Origin of the sequence: Flavobacterium salmonis (assembly GCF_903819435.1) — a bacterium.
GTDB lineage: Bacteria > Bacteroidota > Bacteroidia > Flavobacteriales > Flavobacteriaceae > Flavobacterium > Flavobacterium chungangense.
In genome coordinates, this window is the sequence record NZ_CAIJDP010000087.1 from 25,829 (window position 1) to 48,723 (window position 22,895).

22 protein-coding genes are annotated in these 22,895 nt (G+C 31.2%); 6 read left to right on the forward strand and 16 right to left on the reverse strand.

The features are described from left to right. The first annotated feature begins 276 nt into the window (after nucleotides 1–276). The 4 genes from FLACHUCJ7_RS20995 to FLACHUCJ7_RS21010 all read left to right on the forward strand — a co-directional run bounded on the left by FLACHUCJ7_RS20995 (nucleotide 277) and on the right by FLACHUCJ7_RS21010 (nucleotide 5,255). Nucleotides 277–1,674 carry a tetratricopeptide repeat protein gene (locus FLACHUCJ7_RS20995; RefSeq protein ID WP_180910328.1) on the forward strand — a complete coding sequence of 466 codons (1,398 nt, stop codon included), beginning with the start codon at nucleotides 277–279 and terminating at the stop codon, nucleotides 1,672–1,674. Continuing rightward, nucleotides 1,674–2,423, forward strand: coding sequence for a shikimate dehydrogenase family protein (locus FLACHUCJ7_RS21000; RefSeq protein ID WP_180910329.1), 750 nt, complete (start codon nucleotides 1,674–1,676; stop codon nucleotides 2,421–2,423). The genes FLACHUCJ7_RS20995 and FLACHUCJ7_RS21000 overlap by 1 nt, the downstream gene beginning before the upstream one ends. Before the next feature lie 243 nt (nucleotides 2,424–2,666). After that, the gene (locus FLACHUCJ7_RS21005) at nucleotides 2,667–4,658 is read left to right on the forward strand and encodes a DUF349 domain-containing protein (RefSeq protein ID WP_180910330.1); all 1,992 of its coding nucleotides are present in this window, start codon (nucleotides 2,667–2,669) and stop codon (nucleotides 4,656–4,658) included. A gap of 180 nt (nucleotides 4,659–4,838) precedes the next feature. Continuing rightward, nucleotides 4,839–5,255, forward strand: a complete 417-nt coding sequence (locus tag FLACHUCJ7_RS21010) for an OsmC family protein (protein ID WP_031454977.1) — start codon at nucleotides 4,839–4,841, stop codon at nucleotides 5,253–5,255. Nucleotides 5,256–5,328: 73 nt separating this feature from the next. Here the strand turns inward: FLACHUCJ7_RS21010 and FLACHUCJ7_RS21015 are convergent, their stop codons facing one another. The 12 genes from FLACHUCJ7_RS21015 to FLACHUCJ7_RS21070 all read right to left on the reverse strand — a co-directional run bounded on the left by FLACHUCJ7_RS21015 (nucleotide 5,329) and on the right by FLACHUCJ7_RS21070 (nucleotide 17,153). Continuing rightward, the gene (locus FLACHUCJ7_RS21015; protein WP_078229714.1) at nucleotides 5,329–6,045 is read right to left on the reverse strand and encodes a response regulator transcription factor; all 717 of its coding nucleotides are present in this window, start codon (nucleotides 6,043–6,045) and stop codon (nucleotides 5,329–5,331) included. Nucleotides 6,046–6,048: 3 nt separating this feature from the next. After that, nucleotides 6,049–7,635: a sensor histidine kinase gene (locus FLACHUCJ7_RS21020; RefSeq protein ID WP_180910331.1), complete on the reverse strand. Its 1,587-nt coding sequence runs from the start codon at nucleotides 7,633–7,635 to the stop codon at nucleotides 6,049–6,051. 59 nt (nucleotides 7,636–7,694) lie between these two features. Next, entirely contained in the window at nucleotides 7,695–8,291 is a 597-nt protein-coding gene (coaE, locus tag FLACHUCJ7_RS21025) for a dephospho-CoA kinase (RefSeq protein ID WP_078229716.1), read from the reverse strand. A gap of 7 nt (nucleotides 8,292–8,298) precedes the next feature. Then, on the reverse strand, nucleotides 8,299–9,291 hold the full coding sequence (locus tag FLACHUCJ7_RS21030; protein ID WP_180910350.1) for a glycosyltransferase: 993 nt from the start codon (nucleotides 9,289–9,291) through the stop codon (nucleotides 8,299–8,301). Nucleotides 9,292–9,412: 121 nt separating this feature from the next. Continuing rightward, on the reverse strand, nucleotides 9,413–10,603 hold the full coding sequence (fabV, locus tag FLACHUCJ7_RS21035; RefSeq protein WP_180910332.1) for an enoyl-ACP reductase FabV: 1,191 nt from the start codon (nucleotides 10,601–10,603) through the stop codon (nucleotides 9,413–9,415). Between the two features lie 85 nt (nucleotides 10,604–10,688). Continuing rightward, nucleotides 10,689–12,341 (reverse strand): DNA repair protein RecN, encoded by a 1,653-nt coding sequence (gene recN, locus FLACHUCJ7_RS21040; protein WP_180910333.1) that lies wholly within the window; start codon nucleotides 12,339–12,341, stop codon nucleotides 10,689–10,691. Nucleotides 12,342–12,390: 49 nt separating this feature from the next. Next, the gene (porD, locus tag FLACHUCJ7_RS21045; RefSeq protein ID WP_180910334.1) at nucleotides 12,391–13,275 is read right to left on the reverse strand and encodes a type IX secretion system protein PorD; all 885 of its coding nucleotides are present in this window, start codon (nucleotides 13,273–13,275) and stop codon (nucleotides 12,391–12,393) included. After that, a complete protein-coding gene (gene coaBC / locus FLACHUCJ7_RS21050) occupies nucleotides 13,268–14,479 on the reverse strand; it encodes a bifunctional phosphopantothenoylcysteine decarboxylase/phosphopantothenate--cysteine ligase CoaBC (RefSeq protein ID WP_180910335.1) in 1,212 nt (403 codons plus the stop codon). Before coaBC ends, porD begins: the two co-directional genes overlap by 8 nt. 7 nt (nucleotides 14,480–14,486) lie before the next feature. Continuing rightward, on the reverse strand, nucleotides 14,487–14,804 hold the full coding sequence (locus tag FLACHUCJ7_RS21055) for a DNA-directed RNA polymerase subunit omega (RefSeq protein ID WP_007807938.1): 318 nt from the start codon (nucleotides 14,802–14,804) through the stop codon (nucleotides 14,487–14,489). Nucleotides 14,805–14,813: 9 nt separating this feature from the next. Further along, nucleotides 14,814–15,608 carry an outer membrane protein assembly factor BamD gene (locus FLACHUCJ7_RS21060; RefSeq protein WP_031454986.1) on the reverse strand — a complete coding sequence of 265 codons (795 nt, stop codon included), beginning with the start codon at nucleotides 15,606–15,608 and terminating at the stop codon, nucleotides 14,814–14,816. A gap of 135 nt (nucleotides 15,609–15,743) precedes the next feature. Continuing rightward, entirely contained in the window at nucleotides 15,744–16,625 is an 882-nt protein-coding gene (dapA, locus tag FLACHUCJ7_RS21065) for a 4-hydroxy-tetrahydrodipicolinate synthase (protein WP_180910336.1), read from the reverse strand. Between the two features lie 15 nt (nucleotides 16,626–16,640). Further along, nucleotides 16,641–17,153 (reverse strand): DUF6913 domain-containing protein, encoded by a 513-nt coding sequence (locus tag FLACHUCJ7_RS21070; protein WP_180910337.1) that lies wholly within the window; start codon nucleotides 17,151–17,153, stop codon nucleotides 16,641–16,643. Nucleotides 17,154–17,200: 47 nt separating this feature from the next. Here FLACHUCJ7_RS21070 and FLACHUCJ7_RS21075 point away from each other — a divergent pair, with 47 nt between their 5' ends. Continuing rightward, a complete protein-coding gene (locus FLACHUCJ7_RS21075; protein WP_180910338.1) occupies nucleotides 17,201–17,980 on the forward strand; it encodes a 5'-nucleotidase C-terminal domain-containing protein in 780 nt (259 codons plus the stop codon). A 52-nt stretch (nucleotides 17,981–18,032) separates the two neighbouring features. Beyond that, nucleotides 18,033–18,944: a bifunctional metallophosphatase/5'-nucleotidase gene (locus tag FLACHUCJ7_RS21080; RefSeq protein WP_180910339.1), complete on the forward strand. Its 912-nt coding sequence runs from the start codon at nucleotides 18,033–18,035 to the stop codon at nucleotides 18,942–18,944. On the opposite strand, the gene FLACHUCJ7_RS21085 is transcribed toward FLACHUCJ7_RS21080, so the two are convergent. From FLACHUCJ7_RS21085 to FLACHUCJ7_RS21100, 4 genes are all read right to left on the reverse strand, one after another. Further along, on the reverse strand, nucleotides 18,934–19,617 hold the full coding sequence (locus tag FLACHUCJ7_RS21085; protein ID WP_180910340.1) for a hypothetical protein: 684 nt from the start codon (nucleotides 19,615–19,617) through the stop codon (nucleotides 18,934–18,936). The two genes, FLACHUCJ7_RS21080 and FLACHUCJ7_RS21085, sit on opposite strands and share 11 nt — an antisense overlap. Then, a complete protein-coding gene (gene ligA / locus FLACHUCJ7_RS21090; RefSeq protein ID WP_031454992.1) occupies nucleotides 19,604–21,610 on the reverse strand; it encodes an NAD-dependent DNA ligase LigA in 2,007 nt (668 codons plus the stop codon). Before ligA ends, FLACHUCJ7_RS21085 begins: the two co-directional genes overlap by 14 nt. 246 nt (nucleotides 21,611–21,856) lie before the next feature. Beyond that, complete coding sequence (locus FLACHUCJ7_RS21095) at nucleotides 21,857–22,240, reverse strand: OmpA family protein (protein WP_317170942.1); 384 nt, start codon at nucleotides 22,238–22,240, stop codon at nucleotides 21,857–21,859. A 126-nt stretch (nucleotides 22,241–22,366) separates the two neighbouring features. After that, a complete protein-coding gene (locus FLACHUCJ7_RS21100; RefSeq protein WP_078229728.1) occupies nucleotides 22,367–22,840 on the reverse strand; it encodes a DUF6495 family protein in 474 nt (157 codons plus the stop codon). Nucleotides 22,841–22,895 lie beyond the last annotated feature (55 nt).

The following is a 22,895-nucleotide window of genomic DNA, read 5'->3' on the forward strand; positions in this document are numbered from 1 at the left end:
AAAGACGAACTGTCGAAGCAATACACTATATCTTTTATTTTTTAAAGAAAAAAAACAAAAGGATGTCGTTCCTATCTGAGCCAGGCCGCTGAATTAAAAATAAAAACCAGAATATCAAACAAATAATCTTTTATAAATCAAAAGATTAAAACAAAAAACAGAACATAAATTCTGTCCATATTGTTAATTAAATTGTTCAAAACAATAAATTTCCTTATCTCACAAAATAATATGGTTGCCTAAATTTATAACAGGCTAATTTCAAAAATACAAAGTATGCAATTAAGCAACGAAGAAGAAGATTATAACCTATCCCTATCCAAATTTGAGTCGATGTTAAAAACAAACAAAGTACTCTTTTTTGATTCTGAAGAATTCGAAGAAATTATTCTTCATTATTTAGATATAGGTAAGGCTAATTTAGCAAAAAAGGCCTTAAAACTTGCATTAGACCAACATCCAAAATCTACAGGCTTAAAATTAGTACAAGTAGAAATGCTGGTTTACGACGATAAACTGGACATCGCCGAGAAACTTTTAAATGAGTTATATGCAATCGAACCTAACAACGAGGAAATTTACATCCAGAAAGCCAATATTTGTTCCAAAAGAGATCAGCACGAAAAAGCAGTAGAATTACTTAAAATTGCCCTGCAATACACAGACGATTTTGCTGATGTTTACAACTTAATCGGAATGGAATATCTTTTTATGGATAATCTCGAGATGGCAAAAGAAAGCTTCATCAAATGTCTTGAAGAAGATTTAGAAGATCAGTCTGCCTTATACAATGTGGTGTATTGTTTTGAGTTTTTAGATCAAAATCAGGAAGCCATTCTATATCTTAATGATTACATTAATAAAAACCCATATAGCGAAATTGCCTGGCATCAGCTAGGGCGCTTACATTATGGCGTAAAAGAATATGAAAATGCCATTCGCGCTTTTGACTATGCAACTCTAATCGATGAAGAATTTCTGGGAGCATTCATGGAAAAAGCAAAAGCTTACGAACGCCTCAAAAAATATACTGAAGCAATTGAAAGCTATAACCGTACCATTGAATTAGATGATGCAACTTCATATGCTTTATTGCGAATTGGTAAATGTTATGAAAAAATAGGAAATACTGTTTTAGCTCTAAAATATTACAACCAAACGGTTCATGAAGACCCCCTTCTTGACAAAGGATGGATTGCTATTACTGATTTTTACGTTCGCCAGAAAAACTTTCAGAAAGCTTTATTTTTTGTCAATAAAGCATTAGCAATAGACAATCAAAATCGTTTGTATTGGAAACGCTATGCTACTATAAACAAACAAATGAACTTTTTTGAAGAAGCCGAATTTGGTTATAGAAAAGCAGTAGAATTTGGAGATTATGCATTAGAGACTTGGTTATACTGGGTAGATATTCTTCAATTTTTAGGAGAATTTGACAGTGCAATACAAACATTATTGCAGGCTTCCGAATATTTTCCGGAAGAAAACGAAATTGAATACCGTTTAGCAGGATTGTATTTTATGATTCAGGACAATACAAAAGCTAAATTTCATTTAAGTAATGGCTTGCGTTTAAACTTTGATAATTATATTTTAATTGAAGATTTATTCCCTGTAGTCTGGACAAAAAAAATGGTAAAAAATTACATTGAAAAACATAGAAAAGAATAATGATTGATATTTTAAGAAGACGTTTTGGCTTATTAGGCCGCAATATTAGTTACTCCTTTTCAAAAGGATATTTTACAGAAAAATTTAGTGATGAAGTTTTTACAGGTAACACTTACGAAAATTTCGACATTTCTGAAATCAGTCATTTTACTGGATTAATTAAAAATAATCCAGATCTGAAAGGCCTAAACGTTACCATTCCATACAAAGAGCAAGTCATTCCTTTTCTGGACAAACTTTCAAAAAAAGCAACCTTAATTGGTGCTGTAAATACAATAAAATTTAACAAAAACGGAAAATTAAAAGGATTTAACACCGATTATTACGGTTTTAAAAAATCCTTAAAGCCATTATTAGAACCGCATCATAAAAAAGCCCTTATTTTAGGAACTGGAGGAGCATCAAAAGGAGTTGCTTTTGCTCTTGATGAACTCGGCATTCCCTATACTTTTGTTTCAAGAGAGGCTAAAGAAAATATTATTGATTATAATTTAATTAATGCCACAACTTTTGACAATTTTCAAATCATAATAAACTGCACTCCAGTTGGAACAAGTCCAAACATTGAGGCCTCTCCTGACCTTCCCTATGAGTTTTTTACAGACAAGCATATCGCTTATGATTTAATTTACAATCCTGCCGAAACTCAATTCTTAAAGAATGCTAAAGAAAGAGGAGCCATAATAAAAAATGGTCTTGATATGCTTATTTTTCAGGCGGAAAAAGCATGGAAAATCTGGAACAAATAATTCTAAAAAAAATAATTTGAGGCTGTATTTAAAATGCAGCCTTTTTTATTGTTATTTAATTTGTAAAACCAATCTGCAAAGCACGGTGAAAAAATTAATTTTACACCCATAAATTGCATCTTAAAACACAAATAAGCAGTATTTTTAATCCAAAAAATACATAAACAAATGATTTATTTTGTATTTAGAAACACCTTTACTATCTTTCGCAATGTTTAAAATATAAACCTTATACATTTAAAAATGTTAGAAGAAAAGAATGATAACCTGCATGAAGCAGATGGAAAATCAGGAATCGGCCTAAACGATTCTTCACCCGATGATGCAATTGAAACATCAATTTCTGAAACAACAACAGAAAATGAAACTTCACTTCCTGAAAGTGAAGTAGAAAATATTGAAGCCGAAGAAGCAGATCATCAGGAAGCATTAGATGCAATAACAAATTCCAATGCTGAAGAAAGCGAAGACGAAACACTAAAAGAACGTCATGCTATTCCTATGCAGGATTACGATACCTTTTCGTTAGATGCACTTGTCGATGAATTAAAAAGGCTTGTAAATACAGACAAAGTAATGTCTGTAAAAGACCATATTGAAGAAATTAAAAAATCATTTTCACTCCAATTTAATCATCTTATTGAAGAGAAAAGAGAAGAGTTCAATGCTTCAAACCAGGATCCTAATGAAGAATTTCAATATCATTCTCCACTTAAGTCTAAATTTGATGAATATTATAGCATCTTTAGGGAAAAAAGAAATGCTCATTTTAAACATCTGCAAACTAACTTAAAATTAAATTTAGAAAATCGGCTTACTATAGTTGAAGAACTAAAAGAGCTTATAAATCCACAAGAAAATATCAAAGATACTCTTAAACATTTTAATGAATTAAGAGAAAGATGGAAAAATGCCGGAGCAATTCCTAAAGATAAATACAATCACGTATGGAATAATTACCACTTTCATGTTGAGAATTTTTATGATTATTTACATTTAGATCGTGAAGCAAGAGATTTAGATTTCAAATACAATTTAGAACAAAAACAAAAAATAATTGCTCGTGTTGAAGAATTGGCAAATGAAACCGACATCAGCAAAGCATTTAGAGAGCTACAGGATTTACATAGAATCTGGAAAGAAGATATTGGTCCCGTATCCAAAGAACATCGTGACACAATCTGGAATAAATTTAGTGAGTTAACTAAAAAAATTCATGATAAAAGAGAACTGTTATTTGAAAGTCAAAGAGCCAATGAACAGCAAAATCTCGAAATTAAAAAAGAAATTATTGCTACAATCGAAGTTTTAGCCACTGAAAAAGTAGGCTCTCATTCACAATGGCTCGTACAAATACAAAAAGTTGAAGCACTTAGGAATGAATTTTTTGCTGCCGGAAAAGTACCTGCCGAAGTAAACGAACAGACCTGGGCTGCATTTAAAACCGCTGTTAGAAACTTTAATTCTTTCAAAAACTCATTTTATAAAGACATAAAAAAAGACCAGAACGATAATTTAAACAAAAAAATGGCTCTTGTTGCAAAAGCTAAAGAATTACAAGAAAGTACTGACTTTAGTGCAACTACACCAATTATGAAACAAATCCAAGAAGAGTGGAAACAAATTGGTCACGTTCCTAAAAAATATTCTGATAAAATCTGGAAAGAATTCAAAGATGCCTGCAACCATTATTTTGATAAATTAAAAGAACACAAATCTGAAGAGAATAGTGATGAAGTAGCAGCTTTTGACAATAAAAAAGCCTACTTAGATACGCTAAGAGAGTTTCAGCTAATCGGAGACCACAAAACTGATTTAGATGCCATTAAAGCACATATTGAAACATGGAAAGGTTTTGGTAAAGTTCCTTTTTCCAGACGCCATATTGAGGGTAAGTTTAATAAAATCTTAGATGCACTTTTTGAAAAATTAAGTCTAAGTAAAAAAGACACTGAAATGATGCGTTTTTCTAACAGAATTGATTCTTTATCCGAGAGTAACGATACACGCAAATTAGATAATGAAAAGATTTTCATTATGAGGAAAATAGAAGAAGTTCAAAATGAAATTTTTCAATTAGAGAACAACATTCAATTCTTCACCAATACAAAAAATGCAAAAAAAGAAAACTCTATAGTTCTTGAAGTTCGTAAAAACATTGCTATTCACAAAGAAAGTCTGGAAGTATGGAAAGATAAACTGAAACAATTGCGCAATCTAAATCAACAACAATAAGATATTAGATTTAAAATTTTAAAGGGTGAATGGAAAATTCCATTACACCCTTTTTTTTATTTTTCAATAACAAATTCATAAGGCAAAACTGTAAAAAATTGATTACATTTGATTGACACATGATCGATTGATAATCAAACTAATAAAAAATTAAATTACTAACTATAATAAGAACGGAAAATGAAATTCACAAGAAAAGCTAATGCCAACTGGAAAGGAACCGGTATGGAAGGAACCGGAACCATCAGTACACAAAGTACAACTTTGAATAATGCACAATTATCTTTTAAAACAAGATTTGCTGATGGCGTAGGAACCAATCCCGAAGAACTTATTGCAGCTGCCCATTCAGGTTGTTTTACAATGCAATTAAGCTTCTTATTAAACGAAGGTGGATTTGTTGCTGACGATTTATCAACAGAAGCCACAGTTACTTTTGAAGACGGTACAATTACCTTAATTCATTTAGAACTAAAGGGAAAAGTGCCTTCTATAACAGCAGAAAAATTTGCAGAAATTGCAACTAAAGCAAAAGAAATTTGCCCAATTTCAAAATTATTAAAAACTGAAATTACATTGGGTATTAATTTAATTTAAAAATTCTAAATTTAGGCTCTCTATTTTCAATCCATAAAAAAGCTCCTATATACTCGGAGCTTTTTTTATTTATTTAAGATACTGCTTTACTTTTAACAACTAATCTGAAACCTTCACCGTGAATATTTAAAATTTCCACATCCTCATCGGCTTTTAAATACTTCCTCAGTTTTGCAATGTAAACATCCATACTTCTTGAAGTAAAATAGTTATCATCTCTCCAGATTTTTGTCAACGCTAACTCTCTTGGCATTAAGTCATTTTCGTGCAAAATAAGCATTTTAAGCAATTCATTTTCTTTTGGAGATAATTTTATTGGTTCATCGTTTTCAAATGTCAAAAATCTTAATTTTGAATTTAAATGGAATTTGCCAATATTAAATTCAAACTGAACTTGTTCTGCTTTTGTATCAGATGATTTTCTTTGAATAATGGCTTTAATTTTCATCAATAAAACTTCCGAATCAAACGGTTTATTGAGATAGTCATCCGCTCCTGCTTTATATCCTTTTAAAACATCCTCTTTCATTGATTTTGCTGTTAAAAAAATAATCGGCACTTCACTATTTTTTTCTCTGATTTCTTTTGCTAAAGTATAACCATCCTTGTAGGGCATCATAACATCAAGAATGCATAAATCATAAACATCCTTCTTGAATTTTTCGAAACCTTCCATACCATTTTTTGCAAGAGTAACTTCAAAGTCATTCAGCATCAAATAATCTTTAAGAACTGCACCAAAATTAAGGTCATCTTCTACTAAAAGTATTCTTTTATTAATATTTTCCATATTTTAATTTATTAGTGGTATTTTTATTATGAAGGTACTACCTTTTCCCTTTTCACTCTCTACATAAACCTGACCATTATGGTCCTCTACAATTCTTTTTACATAAGCAAGTCCTAAACCATGTCCTTTTACATTATGCAAATCGCCTGTATGTTCTCTGTAAAATTTCTCAAAAACTCTTTTTTGAGCGGTTTTACTCATACCTAAACCGTTATCTTTTATTTTTATGAGAATAACATCCTTGACATTCTCAGTAAATACTTCTATTTCCGGAACATCCGGGGAATATTTTATAGCATTTTCTAAAATATTGACCAGAACATTTGTAAAATGCACTTCATTAACCAGACAAGTTGTTCTTGCTGCATTAAAATGTTTTACAATTGTACCTTGCTTGTCTTCTAAAATTAAATTAACATGCTCAATTGCATCTTCAATAACATCATGAATTACAGTAGGCTCTTTACTTATATCCAATTCTTTTTTCTCTAATTTGGAAATTCGAAGTACGTTTTCAACCTGAGCATGCATTCTTTTGTTTTCATCCCTAATCATCTGCAGATAACGAAATACCTTCTCTTTATCTTCTATAATTTTCGGATTTCTAATTGCATCAAGAGCTAAATTTATGGTAGCAATTGGAGTTTTAAACTCATGCGTCATATTATTTATAAAATCTGTTTTAATCTCAGATATTTGCTTTTGACGTATTAACTGATTTAGAGCACTTGTATAAGCAATTATAATAATTAATGTAAAAATTATAGACAGTATCGTAATACTTACCAACTGTGACAATAAAAACTTCTTTTTATATGGAAAAGTAACCAATAATTCATATTTACTATTACCTTCATTATCTGTAAAGACCGGAATATTGTAAGTAGCATCCTTATCATAGTGAAACCCTTCCGATTTTATTTTTGTAGGAAAACTATTACTATAAATTCCAAATTCTAGTTTAGTTTTTATACCATGTTCTTTAAGTTCTTTCTTCAAAAGAGATTGCAATTTCTCTTTTGTAATTCTTTCCTCTATTGGCAGTATTGAAGCATAATCCTTATATGTAATTTTTAACTGCGCTTTATTTAAAATATCTAAGCTTCCTTCTTTTTCATCTCTTAAATCCGGAATTGTACTTTGATTTAAATCTAAATTATCAATAGTGTTATTACTATTATAAACCTCCGTTAATCTTTTGGAACTAAAACTTTTAAATCCATCAGATCCAAATTTTTTATTAAATAGCGATCCATTAATATCGTAATTCTCAGAAGTGATACTGTTTTTATAGACAATTGTTTTATTTGTTTTTGTATTTCTTTGAACAAATAAAATTTCCAGCAAATCTTCCTTTTGCGGAATTTTACCAGTGCTGTCTTTTATATGATTAATTTTATCTCGAAAACTATATTCTTCCTGTTGTGCAAGTTTATCTGACACATCACTAATTGCCTGGGTTACGTGATATTTAAACTGTTCGTCATTGTTTTCTAATGAAGAATTGAACCAATACACCTGAACCAGAATTATCCCAATTAAGGACAAACTCATTAGCAAAACAAGAATTCTAAAAAATAATTTATTCATCGAGACAAAATTAATATTTTAACAATATACTAAATAATACATTAACCAAATATTAACATTTAAGACTGATTTTGTTTAATATTTAAAATTTTAAGAATTTTAACAACTTCTTCTTTTGCCATTTTAAGATTATCATTAAAAATAACAAAATTACTTTTAGCAATACGTTCTTCCTCTTTCCATTGCATTTTCATCCTGCTCAAAACCTGTTCCTTACTTGTTTTATCCCGTTTTATGACTCTTTCAATTCTTACTTCTTCAGGAGCCGTCACAGTTATAACAATGTCACAATCTTTATATCTGCCGCTTTCAAATAAAATTGCCGCCTCATAAACTATATAGTCATAGTTTTGTTTTTTTTGTAACCATGATTCGAAATCTTTTTTAACAGCCGGGTGTATAATAGTATTTAACTGATTGAGTTTTTCACTATCATTAAAAACAATTTCTGCTAATTTCGCTCTGTTAAGAACTTCATTTTCAAATACTACACCACCAAATACCGTTTTAATTTGCTCAATTATGTATTGCGATTGCATTATTTTTTTTGCCTCATCATCAGCAATATAAACAGGGACACCCTTTTCTTCAAAATAATTTGCAATGGTTGTTTTTCCGCTACCTATACCACCGGTCAAGCCAATAATTTTTGTCATATTATATTTAAAAAAACATACGTGGAAAAGCTTCCTGTGGCTTTCTCTTCAATAAAATAATTTTTACAAAAGATTCTAAAAAACCTGTTCCATAACCATAAAATTGCTTCCAAACAGCGATTACAGAAAGATATCCAATTTTGATGCTTTTATTTTTAACACTAGCTGTAAGAAAAATTATAACGAAATATACAAAATATATTTGTAATAAAAGGTCAAAATTAAAAATTAACAGTAAAAAAGCTAATAATAATCCTGACATGAAGAATGTAGGAAAGAAAAAAGTTAATTTATTATGTTCAGGATACCAGCTATTTAATATTGGTCTTGCTTTTCCAAATTTATTTACCTGAATAGAAAATTTCTCCCAATCAATTCTACGTTTATGATAAACAAATGCATCAGGGAACAATCTCGTTTCAAAACCCAAGTTCCATAATCTAATAGATAAATCCGGATCTTCTCCTGGATGAATGTTTCCAAACCCTTTTGATGCCTCAAAAGCTTTTTTGGAAATTCCCATATTAAAACTTCTTGGCTGAAATTTTCCAATTTTCTCCGAACCTCCACGGATTCCGCCTGTTGTAAGAAAAGAAGTCATTGCAAAGTTTATTGCTTTTTGTATATCCGAAAAGCTATCTAAAGCTTTATCCGGACCGCCAAAACAATCAACATACGCTCTATCTAATTCTTTTCGGACTTCCGTTAAATAATTAGACGGAATTATACAATCTGAATCAAAAATGATAAAGTAATTGCCTACTGCTTTTATCATTCCGAAATTCCTTGAATCTCCAGGCCCTGAGTTTGGTTTAAAATAATAGGATATATTTAGTTTTCCCTGATAACTCTTTACGACTTCTTTACATGGAATGGATGACCCATCTTCAACAAGAACAATTTCAAAAGCCTCATTATAATCAGATTTTGATAAACTTTCGAGAAGTTCATCAACTTCATCCGGACGATTAAACACGGGTATAATTAGAGAAAAAACCATAGTAGAATATGCAGTATTTAAGCTGTAATTTTTAAAATTCAAATTTTGTGCAAAGATATGTTAAATTCACAAAAAAACCATCAACTTTTGGTTGATGGTTTGATTTATAAATTCTTAATTTTTAGTTGATACTTTCTATTTCAACAACTTCATTTACTTCTGCCTCATAATCCACTCCAGAAAATTCAAATCCAAAAAGATTTAAAAAGTCATTTTTATATCCAGCCAAATCACCAATTTCAGACAAGTTTTCAGTTGTAGCCTCAATCCACAATTTAGCAACCTTCTCCTGAACGTCATCACGCATCTCCCAGTCATCAATTCTGATTCTTCCCTTCTCATCAACAGGAACTTCAGAACCGCTATATAATCTGTCATGAAATAAGCGTTGAATTTGTTCGATACAACCTTCATGTATTCCTTCTTCTTTCATAATTCTATATAAAAGAGAAATATATAAAGGAATAACAGGAATTGCAGAACTCGCCTGCGTTACCAATGCTTTATTTACAGAAACATAAGCCTTACCTCCTATTGATTTTAAACTATCTGTAATAGTAAATGCTGTAGCCTCTAAATCATCTTTGGCACGTCCAATTGTACCTTTACGATAAACTGCTTCAGTCAAAGATGGACCAATGTATGAATAAGCAACCGTTGTAGCACCTTCCGCCAATAAATTTTCATTTTTTAAAGCATCAATCCACATAGCCCAGTCTTCACCTCCCATTACAGCAACAGTATTATCAATGTCTTCATCATTAGCCGGAGCTATTGAAACTTCGGATACTTTTCCTGTATGAAAGTCAACAGTTTTATTGGTAAAAGTCTGTCCAATAGGCTTCAATGTAGAACGGTGTAAAACTCCTGTATTTGGATTTGTACGTACAGGCGATGCCAAACTATAAATTACAAGATCTACCTGCCCTAAATCAGCTTTAATTAAATCCAAAGCTTCTCTTTTTATTTCGTTTGAAAAAGCATCTCCATTGATACTTTTTGCATACAATCCTGCTTTATGTGCTTCAGATTCAAAAGCCGCAGAGTTGTACCAGCCTGGCGAAGCGGTTTTTCCTTCAACTGGCGGTTTTTCAAAGAAAACTCCAATTGTAGCTGCATCAGATCCAAAAGCACTTGTAATTCTTGAAGCTAAACCAAAACCTGTTGAAGCACCAATTACCAATACTTTTTTAGCTCCTGCAATAGGACCTTTTGATTTTATATATTCAATTTGATTTTTAACATTCTGCTCTGCTCCCTTTGGGTGGGCTGTCAAGCAAATAAAGCCTCTCATTCTAGGTTCTATAATCATATTTTTATTGTTTATTCGTTGATTTGGCAAACTGGGTGACTGTTATTCTTTTATTCTTTTTATATGACAAATATAAAGCATTTCTTTAGTTCAACAAGGCTTTAGCGTGATTTAAAGCTGAATCAGAAACCACCGCTCCGGATAGCATTTGAGCAATTTCCATAACTCTTTCGTCCTGAGATAAAAGCTTTAATTCTGATTGCGTATCATCATTTGTTGTAGATTTAAACACTTTAAAATGAGAATCACCTTTCGCAGCAATTTGTGGTAAATGTGTAATTGCAAATATTTGCATTTTTGCACTCATCTCTTTCATAATCTCTCCCATTCTAATAGCAATTTCTCCAGAAACACCGGTGTCAATTTCATCAAAAATCAAAGTCGGTAATTTAGAATACTGAGCTAAAATTGCTTTAACTGCCAACATTATACGCGACATTTCACCTCCAGAAGCAACTTTTTTCAGCAAGCCAAAATCAGCTCCTTTATTAGCCGAAAACAAAAACTGCAATTCATCTTTACCATTTTGAAAATAGGTTTCGGATGACAGTAGTTCCATTTTAAATCTGGCATTCGGCATTCCTAACGTTTCCAATATTCCAATTAACTGATTTGATAAAACCGGGATTGCACTTTCTCTATTCTGATGAATTTTAGCCGAAAGCATATCCAATTCTTCTGTTTTTTGTTCTATAGATTTAACCAAAATAGCGATTTCCTCTTCAATATTACCTAATTCTAAAACTGAATTTTCCAGACTGATCTGAATTTGTAGTAATTCATCAACAGTTACTACCTGATGTTTTTTCTGCAAATTATAAATCAGCTGCAATTTCTGATTGGTTAATTCTAACTTCTCAGGATCGTTTAATAATTTTTCAGAAGCATTTTGCAACTCTCTCGAAATATCATCAAATTCAATTGTTACACTTGTAATTCTTTCAAACAGATTTTGATATTCTGGTGAAAAAATTGCGATTTTTTGCAGCAAAACTTTAATTTCATTCAGGTTGTGAAAAACGCCAAATTGTTCTTCATTACCGATTAGCAATGATTTATCAATCGATTCTTTAATAATCTCAACATTATTTAGCTTTTCAAAATCGGCCTCCAGCTCTTCCTGTTCTCCTGATTTTAATTTTGCAGCAACCAATTCATTCAATAAAAAAGTATTGTATTCCTGTTCCTTACCCGCATCGCTTTGTTTTTTAAGCAATGCATTTAATTTTGATTTTTCAGATTTATACAATCTTAAAAGCTTTTTATAAGAATCAATACTATCTGAATTATCTGCAATTGCATCAATTATTTTAAATTGCACATTTTCATCTGAAAGTTCCTGAGTTTGTTGTTGTGAGTGAATGTCAATCAAAAAAAAGCTTAAATCTTGTAATTCCTGAAGATTTACCGGACTATCATTTATAAAAGCTCGTGATTTACCCGAAGGCAGGATTTCTCGTCTTATGATAGTTTCATCTTCATAATCCAAATCATTTGCTTCAAAAAACTCTTTTAAATTATATTTAGAAATTTCAAAATGCGCTTCAATTATACACTTTTCTTCTTTATTTTTAAGAGATGTTAAATCCGCTCTTTTTCCTAAAACTAAACCTAATGCGCCTAATATAATTGATTTACCAGCACCTGTTTCTCCTGTAATTATAGAAAAACCTTTAGAAAAATCTATAGTTAGTTTTTCAATTAATGCATAGTTTTTAATTGATAATAAAGTAATCATATAGCTTTAAAAGTAAAATTAATGAAGAGGTAGATTGGCAAAAATTGAATTAATATTTAATTTCTGACCATTTTGTTGAATTTAACGGTGAAACCTTATTCAAAGTGTCTGTTAAGTCTGTAACTGCAATGCTTGGCCCTCCCGAAAAAATAGACACAATTTCATCTGATTTTGCATCGAAAAACACTCTAGTTAAAAAAGCGTTTGGCTTAACCGAATTCAATTTTGCTATATTCATTAATGAAGATTTTATTTTTTCTTTTGCACCTTTCAAATCCTGACTCATTATATCCAGACCAGCATGATACCCAAAAGTGGTTTGTCGCAAATCAGAATAAGTTGGAGCAATCATATCATTTATCAAAAAGTAACGATTCTGAACTCCATCAGCCTGAGTCCATCCTTTAGAACCACCTTGTTGAGCAATATTTGCAATATTTTGGGCTGTTTCAAAATAAGGGCTTCCGCCTGCAAGCTGAAATGTATCTGAATCTATACCTAAAATCATATAACTGTAAAATGATATCACAGATACTAAATTAGATTCAAATGTAGTAGGATTATATAATAAGGGTTCAAATTCTGTATACCTGAAATTAAAATCCTTATCGTTAAAATTAAATACAGGTGAAGAATACGTTGAATTGTAAATTAATCTTGAAGACTGTATTTGTATAGTACCTGAAAACTGGTCGGAACTATGAGAAAAAAGAGTTATGTAGATTGAACAATTAATACGCTCATTTTGCTTAAGCACAGAACCAGTCCAATCTGTTTTGTTTACAAACTCAGACAATGATGTCTGAAGTGTTTTATAAACTTGTTGATTAGGATTTGGTAATCTTTCGCTATTTATTGTAACTGTACAATTTAACTGTTGAGCCTGTGCAAAACCAAAAAACAAAAACGTTAAAAAAGTAACTAATTTACACATAAAAATGTTCTATAACTTTGTTTAAAATATCAACTGCAACAGATTCTTTTGACTTTAAGTCCATTGGTTCAATTTTAAATTCTTTGTCTATAAAAGTAACTTTATTTGTTGGTTTTTGAAAACCCGCTCCTTTATCCTGTAATGAATTTAAAACAATCAAATCTAAGTTTTTTTTCTGAATTTTCAACTTCGCATTTTCAATTTCATTTTCAGTTTCCAAAGCAAAACCAATTAAAAATTGATTTCTTTTGATTTTTCCCAACGATAATAATATATCTTTTGTCTTTTCAAGTTCAATTGAAAACTCATCAGTGGCTTTCTTAATTTTCTGAACAGCAATTACTTTTGGCTTATAATCTGCTACTGCTGCTGCTGCAATAGTCACATCTACATCATTAAAATACAAATGGCAGGCATCGTACATTTCTTGTGCAGAAATCACATTAACAACATTAATGAGAGAATTTTTTATATTTAAACTTGTCGGGCCAGAAACTAATATGACCGAAGCCCCTAAATTGGCTGCTGCACTTGCAATATCAAATCCCATTTTTCCTGAAGAATGATTTCCTATAAAACGCACGGGATCTATTGCTTCGTATGTTGGACCTGCAGTAATTAGAATTTTTTTTCCTTTTAAAGGTAATTTACTTTCAAGATCAGCTTCTAAAAAAGCAATTATGTTTTCTGGTTCTGCCATTCTGCCTTCTCCAGATAAACCACTTGCCAATTCACCATTTTCTGCTGGAATCATTACGTTCCCAAATTGTTTTAAAGCAGTAAAACTTGAGATTGTAGAAGGATGTTTGTACATATCCAAATCCATTGCCGGAGCAAAATAAACGGGACATTTAGCCGATAAATAAGTTGCAATAAGAAGATTGTCACAGTTTCCGGTAGCCATCTTAGATAATGTATTGGCAGTTGCCGGGGCAATTAACATTAAATCTGCCCAAAGACCTAGTTCAACATGATTATTCCAAATAGCATCTTGATCATCCTGATTAAAAAAACTGGAGTGTACAGGATTTTTTGACAATGTAGATAATGTAAGTGGAGTTACAAAATCCTTAGAAGCAGGTGTCATGATCACCTGGACATGTGCACCTGCTTTTATAAAGAGTCGTACTAATGAGGCTGTTTTATACGCTGCAATTCCACCGGAAACACCCAGTAAAATTTTTTTTCCGTTTAAAACTGACATTGTACTATTATTTGTTTGAACCTCTGTGGTATGTTTTACCGTCTAACCACTCCTGAACAGCTAAAGCGTGTGGTTTAGGTAATTTTTCATAAAATTTAGAAACCTCAATTTGTTCTTTATTTTCAAAAACTTCCTCAAGACTGTCATTGTAAGTTGCAAACTCTTCTAATTTTTCAGTTAATTCTTTTTTAATTTCAGAATTAATTTGGTTTGCTCTTTTAGCCATAATGGTAATTGCCTCATACACATTTCCTGTTGGCTCTTCAATAACTGTTTTATTGTAAGTTATTGTATTTACAGGAGCATTCGTCTTTTTTAAATCCATGACTTTTATTTATTTAGTAAATTTTTGTAAATCTGTTTCAACTCTTGCATTCATTTCGTCTGCCTTCACTTTGTATTTTGTGTCACTTTTAAACTTCAATAAATTATTATAAGCAGCTTTAGCAACATTTAAACGCTCTTCCATTTTAGCCGGAACACTATTGATAGCTAACTGATATGCTGAATCGTATTTGTAAAACAATGCATCTTCTTTAAAAGGAGTTCCAGGAAAATCTGCAATAAAATTATCAAAAGCAATTAATGCAGATTTATAATCCGAAATGGTATTATAACCCTTAGCATTTTCATATGCTTTTTTCTCTAATTTCCCACTTAAAACTTTCACAGCTTCATTTGCCTGGGCAATATATTCTGAATTTGGATAATTATCAATAAAAGCCTGTAACTTATCTAATGCCTTAACTGTATCGGTCTGATCTAAACTGTAAACAGGTGCTAATTTTGAGTAACTGTAAGCTCCTAGAAAAGCAGCTTCCTGAACTTTTTCACTTCGTGGGTAACCTGAAACAAAACTCTCAAATTGATAACCTGCCAAATAATATTGTTTTGTTTTGTAATAGGCCTGAGAAAACATGTAAAATAATTTTTCTGCCTGAGGTTTTCCTCTGTATGTTGGTGCTAATTGCTCAAAAAGTCTAATTGCTTTATTATACTTCCCTGCTTCATACATTTTTGTTGCAATTTCAAACTTTGCTGCAACATCTTCATTTTTTAATGCTTTTTGGTAATCACTACAAGAACACAAAAGGGCAACAACAATTAACAGCGATACTATTTTTTTCATTTTCTTACTTTTATTATGATTCCTTAGACAATTATGCCAAAGCAAAATCACACCGAAGTTTCGGTGGCAAATTTAGTTATTAATTTAGCTACTACAAAATATTTTTTGGTATAATAAAAAACAGCTGTTTTTATTTTATTTTAAGGCTGATTTTACGAATTTATCTAATCGATCTGCTAATGATTCATCTACTGGCACCAATGGCAAACGTACCGTGTTATCTGCAATTCCAAGTGATTGAAACACATGTTTTATTCCGGCAGGATTTCCTTGCTCAAAAATCATATCAATACAATCTGATAAAAAATATTGGGTCTTGAAAGCTTCATTTACTTTTCTGTTCAACCCTAATCTTATCATTTCTGAAAATTCCTTTGGAAAACCTTGTCCAATAACCGAAATTACTCCTGCCCCGCCTGCTAAAACTATTGGCAAAGCAATCATATCATCGCCGGAAATTACTAAAAAATCTTTGGGTGCATTTTTAATCAATTGCAAAGCCTGAGCCATATCGCCTGCAGCTTCTTTTATTGCTACAACATTATCAAATTCATTTGCCAGACGAATAACAGTTGAAGGTAACATATTACTCGAAGTCCTGCCGGGAACATTATATAAAATTACCGGAACGGGAGAAGCTTCTGAAATAGCTTTAAAATGCTGATAAATTCCTTCTTGTGTAGGTTTATTATAATAAGGAGAAACTGAAAGAATCGCTTCAAATGCTGAAAAATCTCTTGTTTTCAATTCTTCAACTACCTGCATTGTATTGTTACCTCCAACTCCAAGAACTAAAGGCAATCTTCCGTTATTAACTTCAATTACGGTATTAATAACCAACTCTTTTTCGGATTGAGTTAGAGTTGCATTTTCTGCGGTTGTACCCATTACAACCAAATACTCTACTCCACCATCAATCGAAAAATTAACAATTCGCTGTAATGCTTCTATATCAATTGAAAAATCTTTTTTAAATGGAGTGACCAGGGCAACACCAGTTCCTATTAATGATTGCATACTTTACTTTATATTTTACTTTATATTTTTTAAATACTTAAACAATTCGAAAACGAAAAGCTTATAATTTTCTAAAGAAGTATTTATCATCCAGCGATTTATATTTTTATCAACAGATGCAAATCCAACTTTAAATTTAGCTTTTGATTTATTCGTAATTAGCTTCAAAATTGGATTTTGAACATCATAATAACTAATCAAAAGATCAAATTCTGTTTCAATAAATTCAGTTAAAAAAGCTAATTTCGTACCTCCGTTCCAATCTATATGCGCTTTTGTAAAAGTCGGAAAGGCGTATTCTTTTTTGTCATCAAATTTATTGCGATACACAACGATTTTAATATTGTCAGAATTAATTTTATTTGAAATCAGTTCTGCAATAAGTGGTTTTGAGTAACCGAAATCACTTTCGTCAATTAATAAACCAATCGTTTGTACATTACTGGTAAAGGCTTCATTTTTTACATTAAGCAAATTATTTTTTAATGTTTTTTTTATGAAAAAATCCTTCAAATAATTTAAAAACATACTACTTTTACCAGATTACAAAATTAATTATTTAAGTCGCATTTAAGATGGTAAAACTAAAAAAGTATAACGGATTTTTAAAACTTTTTGTTATATTCTTAACACTTTTTTTTCTATTTTCATGCAGTCCAAAAAACTATAATGTAACTAAAATTGAAGCTAAACAACTTTCAATTTCTGAAAAAAACGCTGAAACGCAGGAAATTGAAAACTTTATTAAACCTTTTCGTGAACATATTAATAAAGATTTAGATCATGTATTGGCCTATTGCCCGGAAACCCTTGATAAAAGCAATGGAAAATGGCAGACTACTATTGGAAATTTACTAGCTGATGTTTGCTTAGAAAAAGGAGGTCAGGTTTTTAAAACCCGTGAAAAAAAAGACATCGATTTGTGCTTTTTGAATCATGGAGGCATCAGAGCGATATTACCACAAGGAAATGTTACAACCAGAACTGCTTTTGAAATTATGCCTTTTGAAAACAATTTGGTAGTTCTGGCTTTAAAAGGTGAGCAGATTTTAGAAATGACAGCTTATATTATCAAAGAGAAGAAAGCTCATCCTTTGTCAGGAATAACTTTTACAATTGCAAAAGACAATACTGCTCAAAATATTCTAATTAAGGGAAAACCTCTGGATAAAACCCAAACATATTATGTCGCTACAAATGATTATCTGGCAAATGGTGGTGACAACATGAATTTTTTCCTTAAAAGTCTTCAAAAATTTGATTTAGATTATAAACTTCGAAATGTACTGATTGATTACTTTAAAGAAGTTGACACGATTCCTGTACCAAAAGATATTAGAATCTCTGAAGAATAATCGGATTTAAACCCAAACTAAAAAAACAGGCACTTTCGTAAAAACATACACCATGAAAAGAAGAGAATTTATCGAAAAAACTGCTGCAAGCACTGCTTTATTAAGTTTAGGCTTATCATTAAGCAGCTTTGAAACAAACGATATAAAACACCTAACGGTTCTACATACCAATGATGTACACAGCCACATAGATCCTTTTCCTGCTGATGATCCCCGTAATCCTGATAAAGGCGGAGTATCACGACGTGCTGCATTGATTGAGACCATTCGAAAAGAAAATCCAAATGTGCTTTTACTGGATGCCGGAGATATCTTTCAGGGAACCCCTTATTTTAATTATTACGGAGGTGAACTTGAATTTAAGCTGATGAGCATGATGAAATATGATGCGTCTACCATTGGGAATCATGATTTTGACAATGGTCTTGACGGATTATATGCACAAATGCCACATGCCAGTTTTGAATTTATCTGTTCAAATTATGATTTTAAAAACACAGTCATGAACGGATTTGTAAAACCGTATAAAATTTTTAATAAAAACGGAATAAAGGTTGGTGTTTTTGGACTAGGAATACAACTTGAAGGGCTTGTTGAAAAAAAAATGTACAAGGAAACCGTATACCATAATCCTGTAGAAATTGCTCAGGATATGACTCAATTACTAAAAAAAGAAGAAAAATGTGATTTGATCATTTGTCTTTCACATTTAGGATACAAATACAAAGATGATGCTTCAAGAATCTGTGACCTGAAATTAGCAGAATTAACACAGGATATTGATTTAATCATTGGCGGGCATACGCATACCTTTTTAGACAAACCTACTATTGTAAAAAATAAAGCAGGCGAAGATGTTCTGGTAAATCAGGTGGGATGCTACGGAATAAATTTAGGGCGAATCGATTTTTATTTCGATAAAAATAAATCTCATACCAATCAAGCAAAATCAATTATCGTTTAACTCTCTTTTTACCCGAGTTTATAAAATATTTGGAAATAAAAAAGTACGCCAGAATCTGAGTCACATCACAGATTAATGTTAACACTAAAGAATAAGAAAAATATCGATTGAAGATAAAGAACATATCCGAAATTATAAAACATGTTGCCATTAACGTTAAAAGCAAAGTAACATAATTTCCTCTGGTTATATAGTTTGCGTAACATATGAATCCTAAAACGCTTAAGACAGTTCCATAGAGGGCATATAAAAAGTCAAAACCATCCATTTTATCAAACTGTAAACTCAATACAGAAAACAATAAATATAAAATCAGTAAGATTACTAAAGCAATTGGCAGTACATCGCTCTTTTTTAATCTTATTCTGTCATAATCTATTACAATTATTTTAATCAGCATTAAGTAAACAAACAAAAAGCATATCATAGAACCCTGATCGGAGATTTCTACATTCATTAAATGAAACACTTCCCCAACAAAACACAAAATATAAATTAAAATCTGAGTTCTATTAATTCTGAAATTATTTGATGAATAGAAATAAAAAAAAACAGAAGGCACAACAATTGACTTCATACAAATTGTGAGATAATCGTATTGAAGAATATCAAACACAATTGTAAAAACAAAGGCAGCTAAATAAAGAATAAGTGAAGGTCTACTCGCTTTCATTCAGTTTCGTTATAAATTCCTGTTCAGATAGTATTGGAATATTTAATTTATTTGCTTTTTCTAATTTTGCCGGTCCCATATTATCTCCTGCTACTACAAAATCTGTTTTTGCAGAAATAGAACTTCCCACTTTTCCTCCGTTATCTTCTATTGTTTTCTTTAATTCATCTCTTGAGAACTGTGAAAAAACTCCTGATACAACAAATGTTTTCCCGATGAACTTTTCAGTTGCATTTGGATTTATTTTCTGGACAATTTCAAATTGAACACCATAACTTTTTAATCGTTCAATTATTTTTTGATTTTCTTCATTCTCAAAAAATTCAATTACGCTTTTTGCAATTCGTTCTCCAATTTCATCTACTAAAATCAAATCCATTAATGAAGCCTGACTTAATGCATCGATATTTTTATAATGCTTGGCTAATTTTTTAGCGACAGTTTCTCCAACAAAACGAATTCCGAGAGCAAACAGAACACTTTCGAATGGAATTTCCTTGGATTTTTCAACACCGTTTACCAGATTTTCAGCCGATTTTTGCGCCATTCTTTCCAAATGCAAAATATCTTCTACTTTTAATTCATACAAATCAGCATAATTGTGAACCAAATCATTTTTGAAAAGTAAGGCAACTGTTTCTCCCCCAAGCCCTTCAATATCCATTGCTTTTCTCGAAATATAATGCTGGATTCTCCCAATAATCTGTGGAGGACAACCGTAAAAATTAGGACAATAATGATTTGCCTCACCTTCATTCCGAACTAATTCTGTCTCACATTCAGGGCAATGTGTAATATATCTTGTGATTTCTGAATTTTCAGGACGCTGTTCTAAATCTACAGCGATAATTTTTGGAATAATTTCGCCCCCTTTTTCCACAAAAACGGTATCATTTATTCGAATGTCTAATTTTTCGATTTGGTCAGCATTATGCAAAGAAGCTCTTTTTACAATTGTTCCTGCGAGCTGTACAGGTTCTAGATTTGCAACCGGAGTAATAGCTCCTGTACGTCCAACCTGATATGAAATTGACTTTAATTTAGTTGAAACCTGCTCAGCTTTAAATTTGTAGGCGATGGCCCAACGAGGTGATTTTGCAGTGTAACCTAACTCTTCCTGATGACGGAAACTGTTTACTTTTACAACGACACCATCAGTTTCGTAAGGCATTTTGTGACGATGAGTATCCCAATAATCAATAAAGTCGAAAACTTCCTGCATGTTATTGGCTAATTTTGCTTCGCTTGGCACTTTAAACCCCCATTCGCGTGCTAATTGCAATCCTTCTATTTGCGAAGAAAAGGGTAAATTATTACTTGTCACCGAATACAATAAACATTCTAAAGGACGTTTGGCAACCTCAGCACTGTCCTGTAGTTTTAAACTTCCAGAAGCTGTATTTCTTGGATTTGAATATGGTGTTTCTCCAATTTCAATTAAGTCCTGATTCATTTTTTCGAAACCTTTTAATGGTAAAATGATTTCGCCACGAATATCGAATCTATCAGGATAATTTCCTTTTAATTTCAACGGAATTGATTTAATGGTTTTGATGTTGTTTGTAACCTCATCACCCTGAAAACCGTCTCCTCGTGTTAAAGCCTGAACCAGTTTTCCGTTTTCGTATGTAATGCTTATTGAAGCTCCGTCATATTTTAGTTCACATGTATATTGTAAATCAACATTTCCCAAAACTCTCTGAATTCGGGTTTCCCAATCTAACAAGTCTTCTTTCGAATAAGAATTATCCAGAGAATACATTCTGAACTGATGTGCTATGGTTTTAAAGTTTTTGGTAACTGTTCCACCAACCCTTTGTGTTGGAGAATGCTCGTCAAAAAATTCAGGATGTTTGTTTTCTAAATCCTGAAGTTCTTTTAATTTGAGATCAAAATCATAATCAGAAATTGTAGCGTCATCAAGTACATAATAATTGTAATTGTGTTGATTAAGTTCGTTTCGTAATGTCTGAATTGTGTCTTGAATACTCATAAAATATTAAAAATAATGCTGATTATAATTTCTAAAAACCGAATATCAAAATTAGGATTATTTTTTGTTGTAAAATATTAAAATCCAAAAGTTTTAAAAGTCAAAAATCAAGTTGCAAAATCATGCAACTTGATTTTCTTCTTGTCCATTATTCTTAAAAAAGAATCAAACAAAACCAACTTCCAAATGGTTTTTACGTTCTACACTTTTAAAAGTGATAATCAACAACCTAATAAACAACCAAATTTATTTTTGAATAATAATGAAATCCGAACGTCTGTTTAATAAATGTTCTTCTTCTGTACATTTTACACCATTTTTACATTTATTAATTAATGGGCTTTCTCCGTAACCAATGGCACTTTCGATTCGTGAAGCGTCAATACTTTGTGAAATAATATAATCACGTGTCGATTTTGCCCTGTTATCAGAAAGCTTTAAATTGTAAGCATCTTTTCCGCGTGAGTCCGTATGAGATTCAATTTTAATACGGATGTTTGGGAATTTTTGCATGATAAAAACCACTTTTGTCAATTCTTCGATAGCCAAAGGCGTGATATCGTATTTGTCATAATCAAAATAAATTGGTTTTACATCTACTTTTTCAACACCTTTTTTCTTTACAACCAAATCATCATAATTACTCAGTTCAAAATTGATGTTTGGAATTTCAGCTCCATTTTCTAATGTAGTTTCTACGCTTTTTTCATCACTGCTGTAATTTGGTTTTGCCTTTTAAAAAGAACTTTTACTCAATTATCCCTTAATAATAGTATTAATTTGAGTAAACAATTGCCCATCACTTAAAAAAGCACCCTGTTGGATCAATTCGAAAATAGATGAATTTCGATCTTCAATAAAAACTTTCTTTCCCGTTTTCATTTCAATAGCATCTGTAAACATATTATCGCTTAACCATTGCAAACCTTCTCTTGTCAGAAAATCAGTTTCAGAAACTAAAGATTTTAAAACAATAGACTCAACATAAGTATCAAAACATTGAAATAAAAATATGTGATTTTTAGAAAAATGTTCCAGAAATTCAGCTCTGGACAAAACACCTTCCCAAATTAAATCCGAAAAAACATCCAACTCCTGTTCAGCAACTTCAGGTTTATTCATTTTAAGTTCATCCCACTCCCCTTTATCAATAGCTTGTGTAGCTAAAAAGCTGGCGAACTCCGCATGTAATTCTTCAAATTGTTCTTTTGTTAATCTTGTATATTTCATTATAAATATTTTAAATCTCAAGCTATAAGCAAATGCCAATGACAAATAGCCTTAA

Excerpts from the sequence above, each read along its gene's own strand:
- FLACHUCJ7_RS20995 (WP_180910328.1), top strand. The coding sequence starts at position 277 with ATGCAATTAAGCAACGAAGAAGAAGATTATAACCTATCCCTATCCAAA.
- FLACHUCJ7_RS21000 (WP_180910329.1), top strand. The coding sequence starts at position 1,674 with ATGATTGATATTTTAAGAAGACGTTTTGGCTTATTAGGCCGCAATATT.
- FLACHUCJ7_RS21005 (WP_180910330.1), top strand. The coding sequence starts at position 2,667 with ATGTTAGAAGAAAAGAATGATAACCTGCATGAAGCAGATGGAAAATCA.
- FLACHUCJ7_RS21010 (WP_031454977.1), top strand. The coding sequence starts at position 4,839 with ATGAAATTCACAAGAAAAGCTAATGCCAACTGGAAAGGAACCGGTATG.
- FLACHUCJ7_RS21015 (WP_078229714.1), bottom strand. The coding sequence starts at position 6,045 with ATGGAAAATATTAATAAAAGAATACTTTTAGTAGAAGATGACCTTAAT.
- FLACHUCJ7_RS21020 (WP_180910331.1), bottom strand. The coding sequence starts at position 7,635 with ATGAATAAATTATTTTTTAGAATTCTTGTTTTGCTAATGAGTTTGTCC.
- coaE (WP_078229716.1), bottom strand. The coding sequence starts at position 8,291 with ATGACAAAAATTATTGGCTTGACCGGTGGTATAGGTAGCGGAAAAACA.
- FLACHUCJ7_RS21030 (WP_180910350.1), bottom strand. The coding sequence starts at position 9,291 with ATGGTTTTTTCTCTAATTATACCCGTGTTTAATCGTCCGGATGAAGTT.
- fabV (WP_180910332.1), bottom strand. The coding sequence starts at position 10,603 with ATGATTATAGAACCTAGAATGAGAGGCTTTATTTGCTTGACAGCCCAC.
- recN (WP_180910333.1), bottom strand. The coding sequence starts at position 12,341 with ATGATTACTTTATTATCAATTAAAAACTATGCATTAATTGAAAAACTA.
- porD (WP_180910334.1), bottom strand. The coding sequence starts at position 13,275 with ATGTGTAAATTAGTTACTTTTTTAACGTTTTTGTTTTTTGGTTTTGCA.
- coaBC (WP_180910335.1), bottom strand. The coding sequence starts at position 14,479 with ATGTCAGTTTTAAACGGAAAAAAAATTTTACTGGGTGTTTCCGGTGGA.
- FLACHUCJ7_RS21055 (WP_007807938.1), bottom strand. The coding sequence starts at position 14,804 with ATGGATTTAAAAAAGACGAATGCTCCTGTAAATACAATAACTTACAAT.
- FLACHUCJ7_RS21060 (WP_031454986.1), bottom strand. The coding sequence starts at position 15,608 with ATGAAAAAAATAGTATCGCTGTTAATTGTTGTTGCCCTTTTGTGTTCT.
- dapA (WP_180910336.1), bottom strand. The coding sequence starts at position 16,625 with ATGCAATCATTAATAGGAACTGGTGTTGCCCTGGTCACTCCATTTAAA.
- FLACHUCJ7_RS21070 (WP_180910337.1), bottom strand. The coding sequence starts at position 17,153 with ATGTTTTTAAATTATTTGAAGGATTTTTTCATAAAAAAAACATTAAAA.
- FLACHUCJ7_RS21075 (WP_180910338.1), top strand. The coding sequence starts at position 17,201 with ATGGTAAAACTAAAAAAGTATAACGGATTTTTAAAACTTTTTGTTATA.
- FLACHUCJ7_RS21080 (WP_180910339.1), top strand. The coding sequence starts at position 18,033 with ATGAAAAGAAGAGAATTTATCGAAAAAACTGCTGCAAGCACTGCTTTA.
- FLACHUCJ7_RS21085 (WP_180910340.1), bottom strand. The coding sequence starts at position 19,617 with ATGAAAGCGAGTAGACCTTCACTTATTCTTTATTTAGCTGCCTTTGTT.
- ligA (WP_031454992.1), bottom strand. The coding sequence starts at position 21,610 with ATGAGTATTCAAGACACAATTCAGACATTACGAAACGAACTTAATCAA.
- FLACHUCJ7_RS21100 (WP_078229728.1), bottom strand. The coding sequence starts at position 22,840 with ATGAAATATACAAGATTAACAAAAGAACAATTTGAAGAATTACATGCG.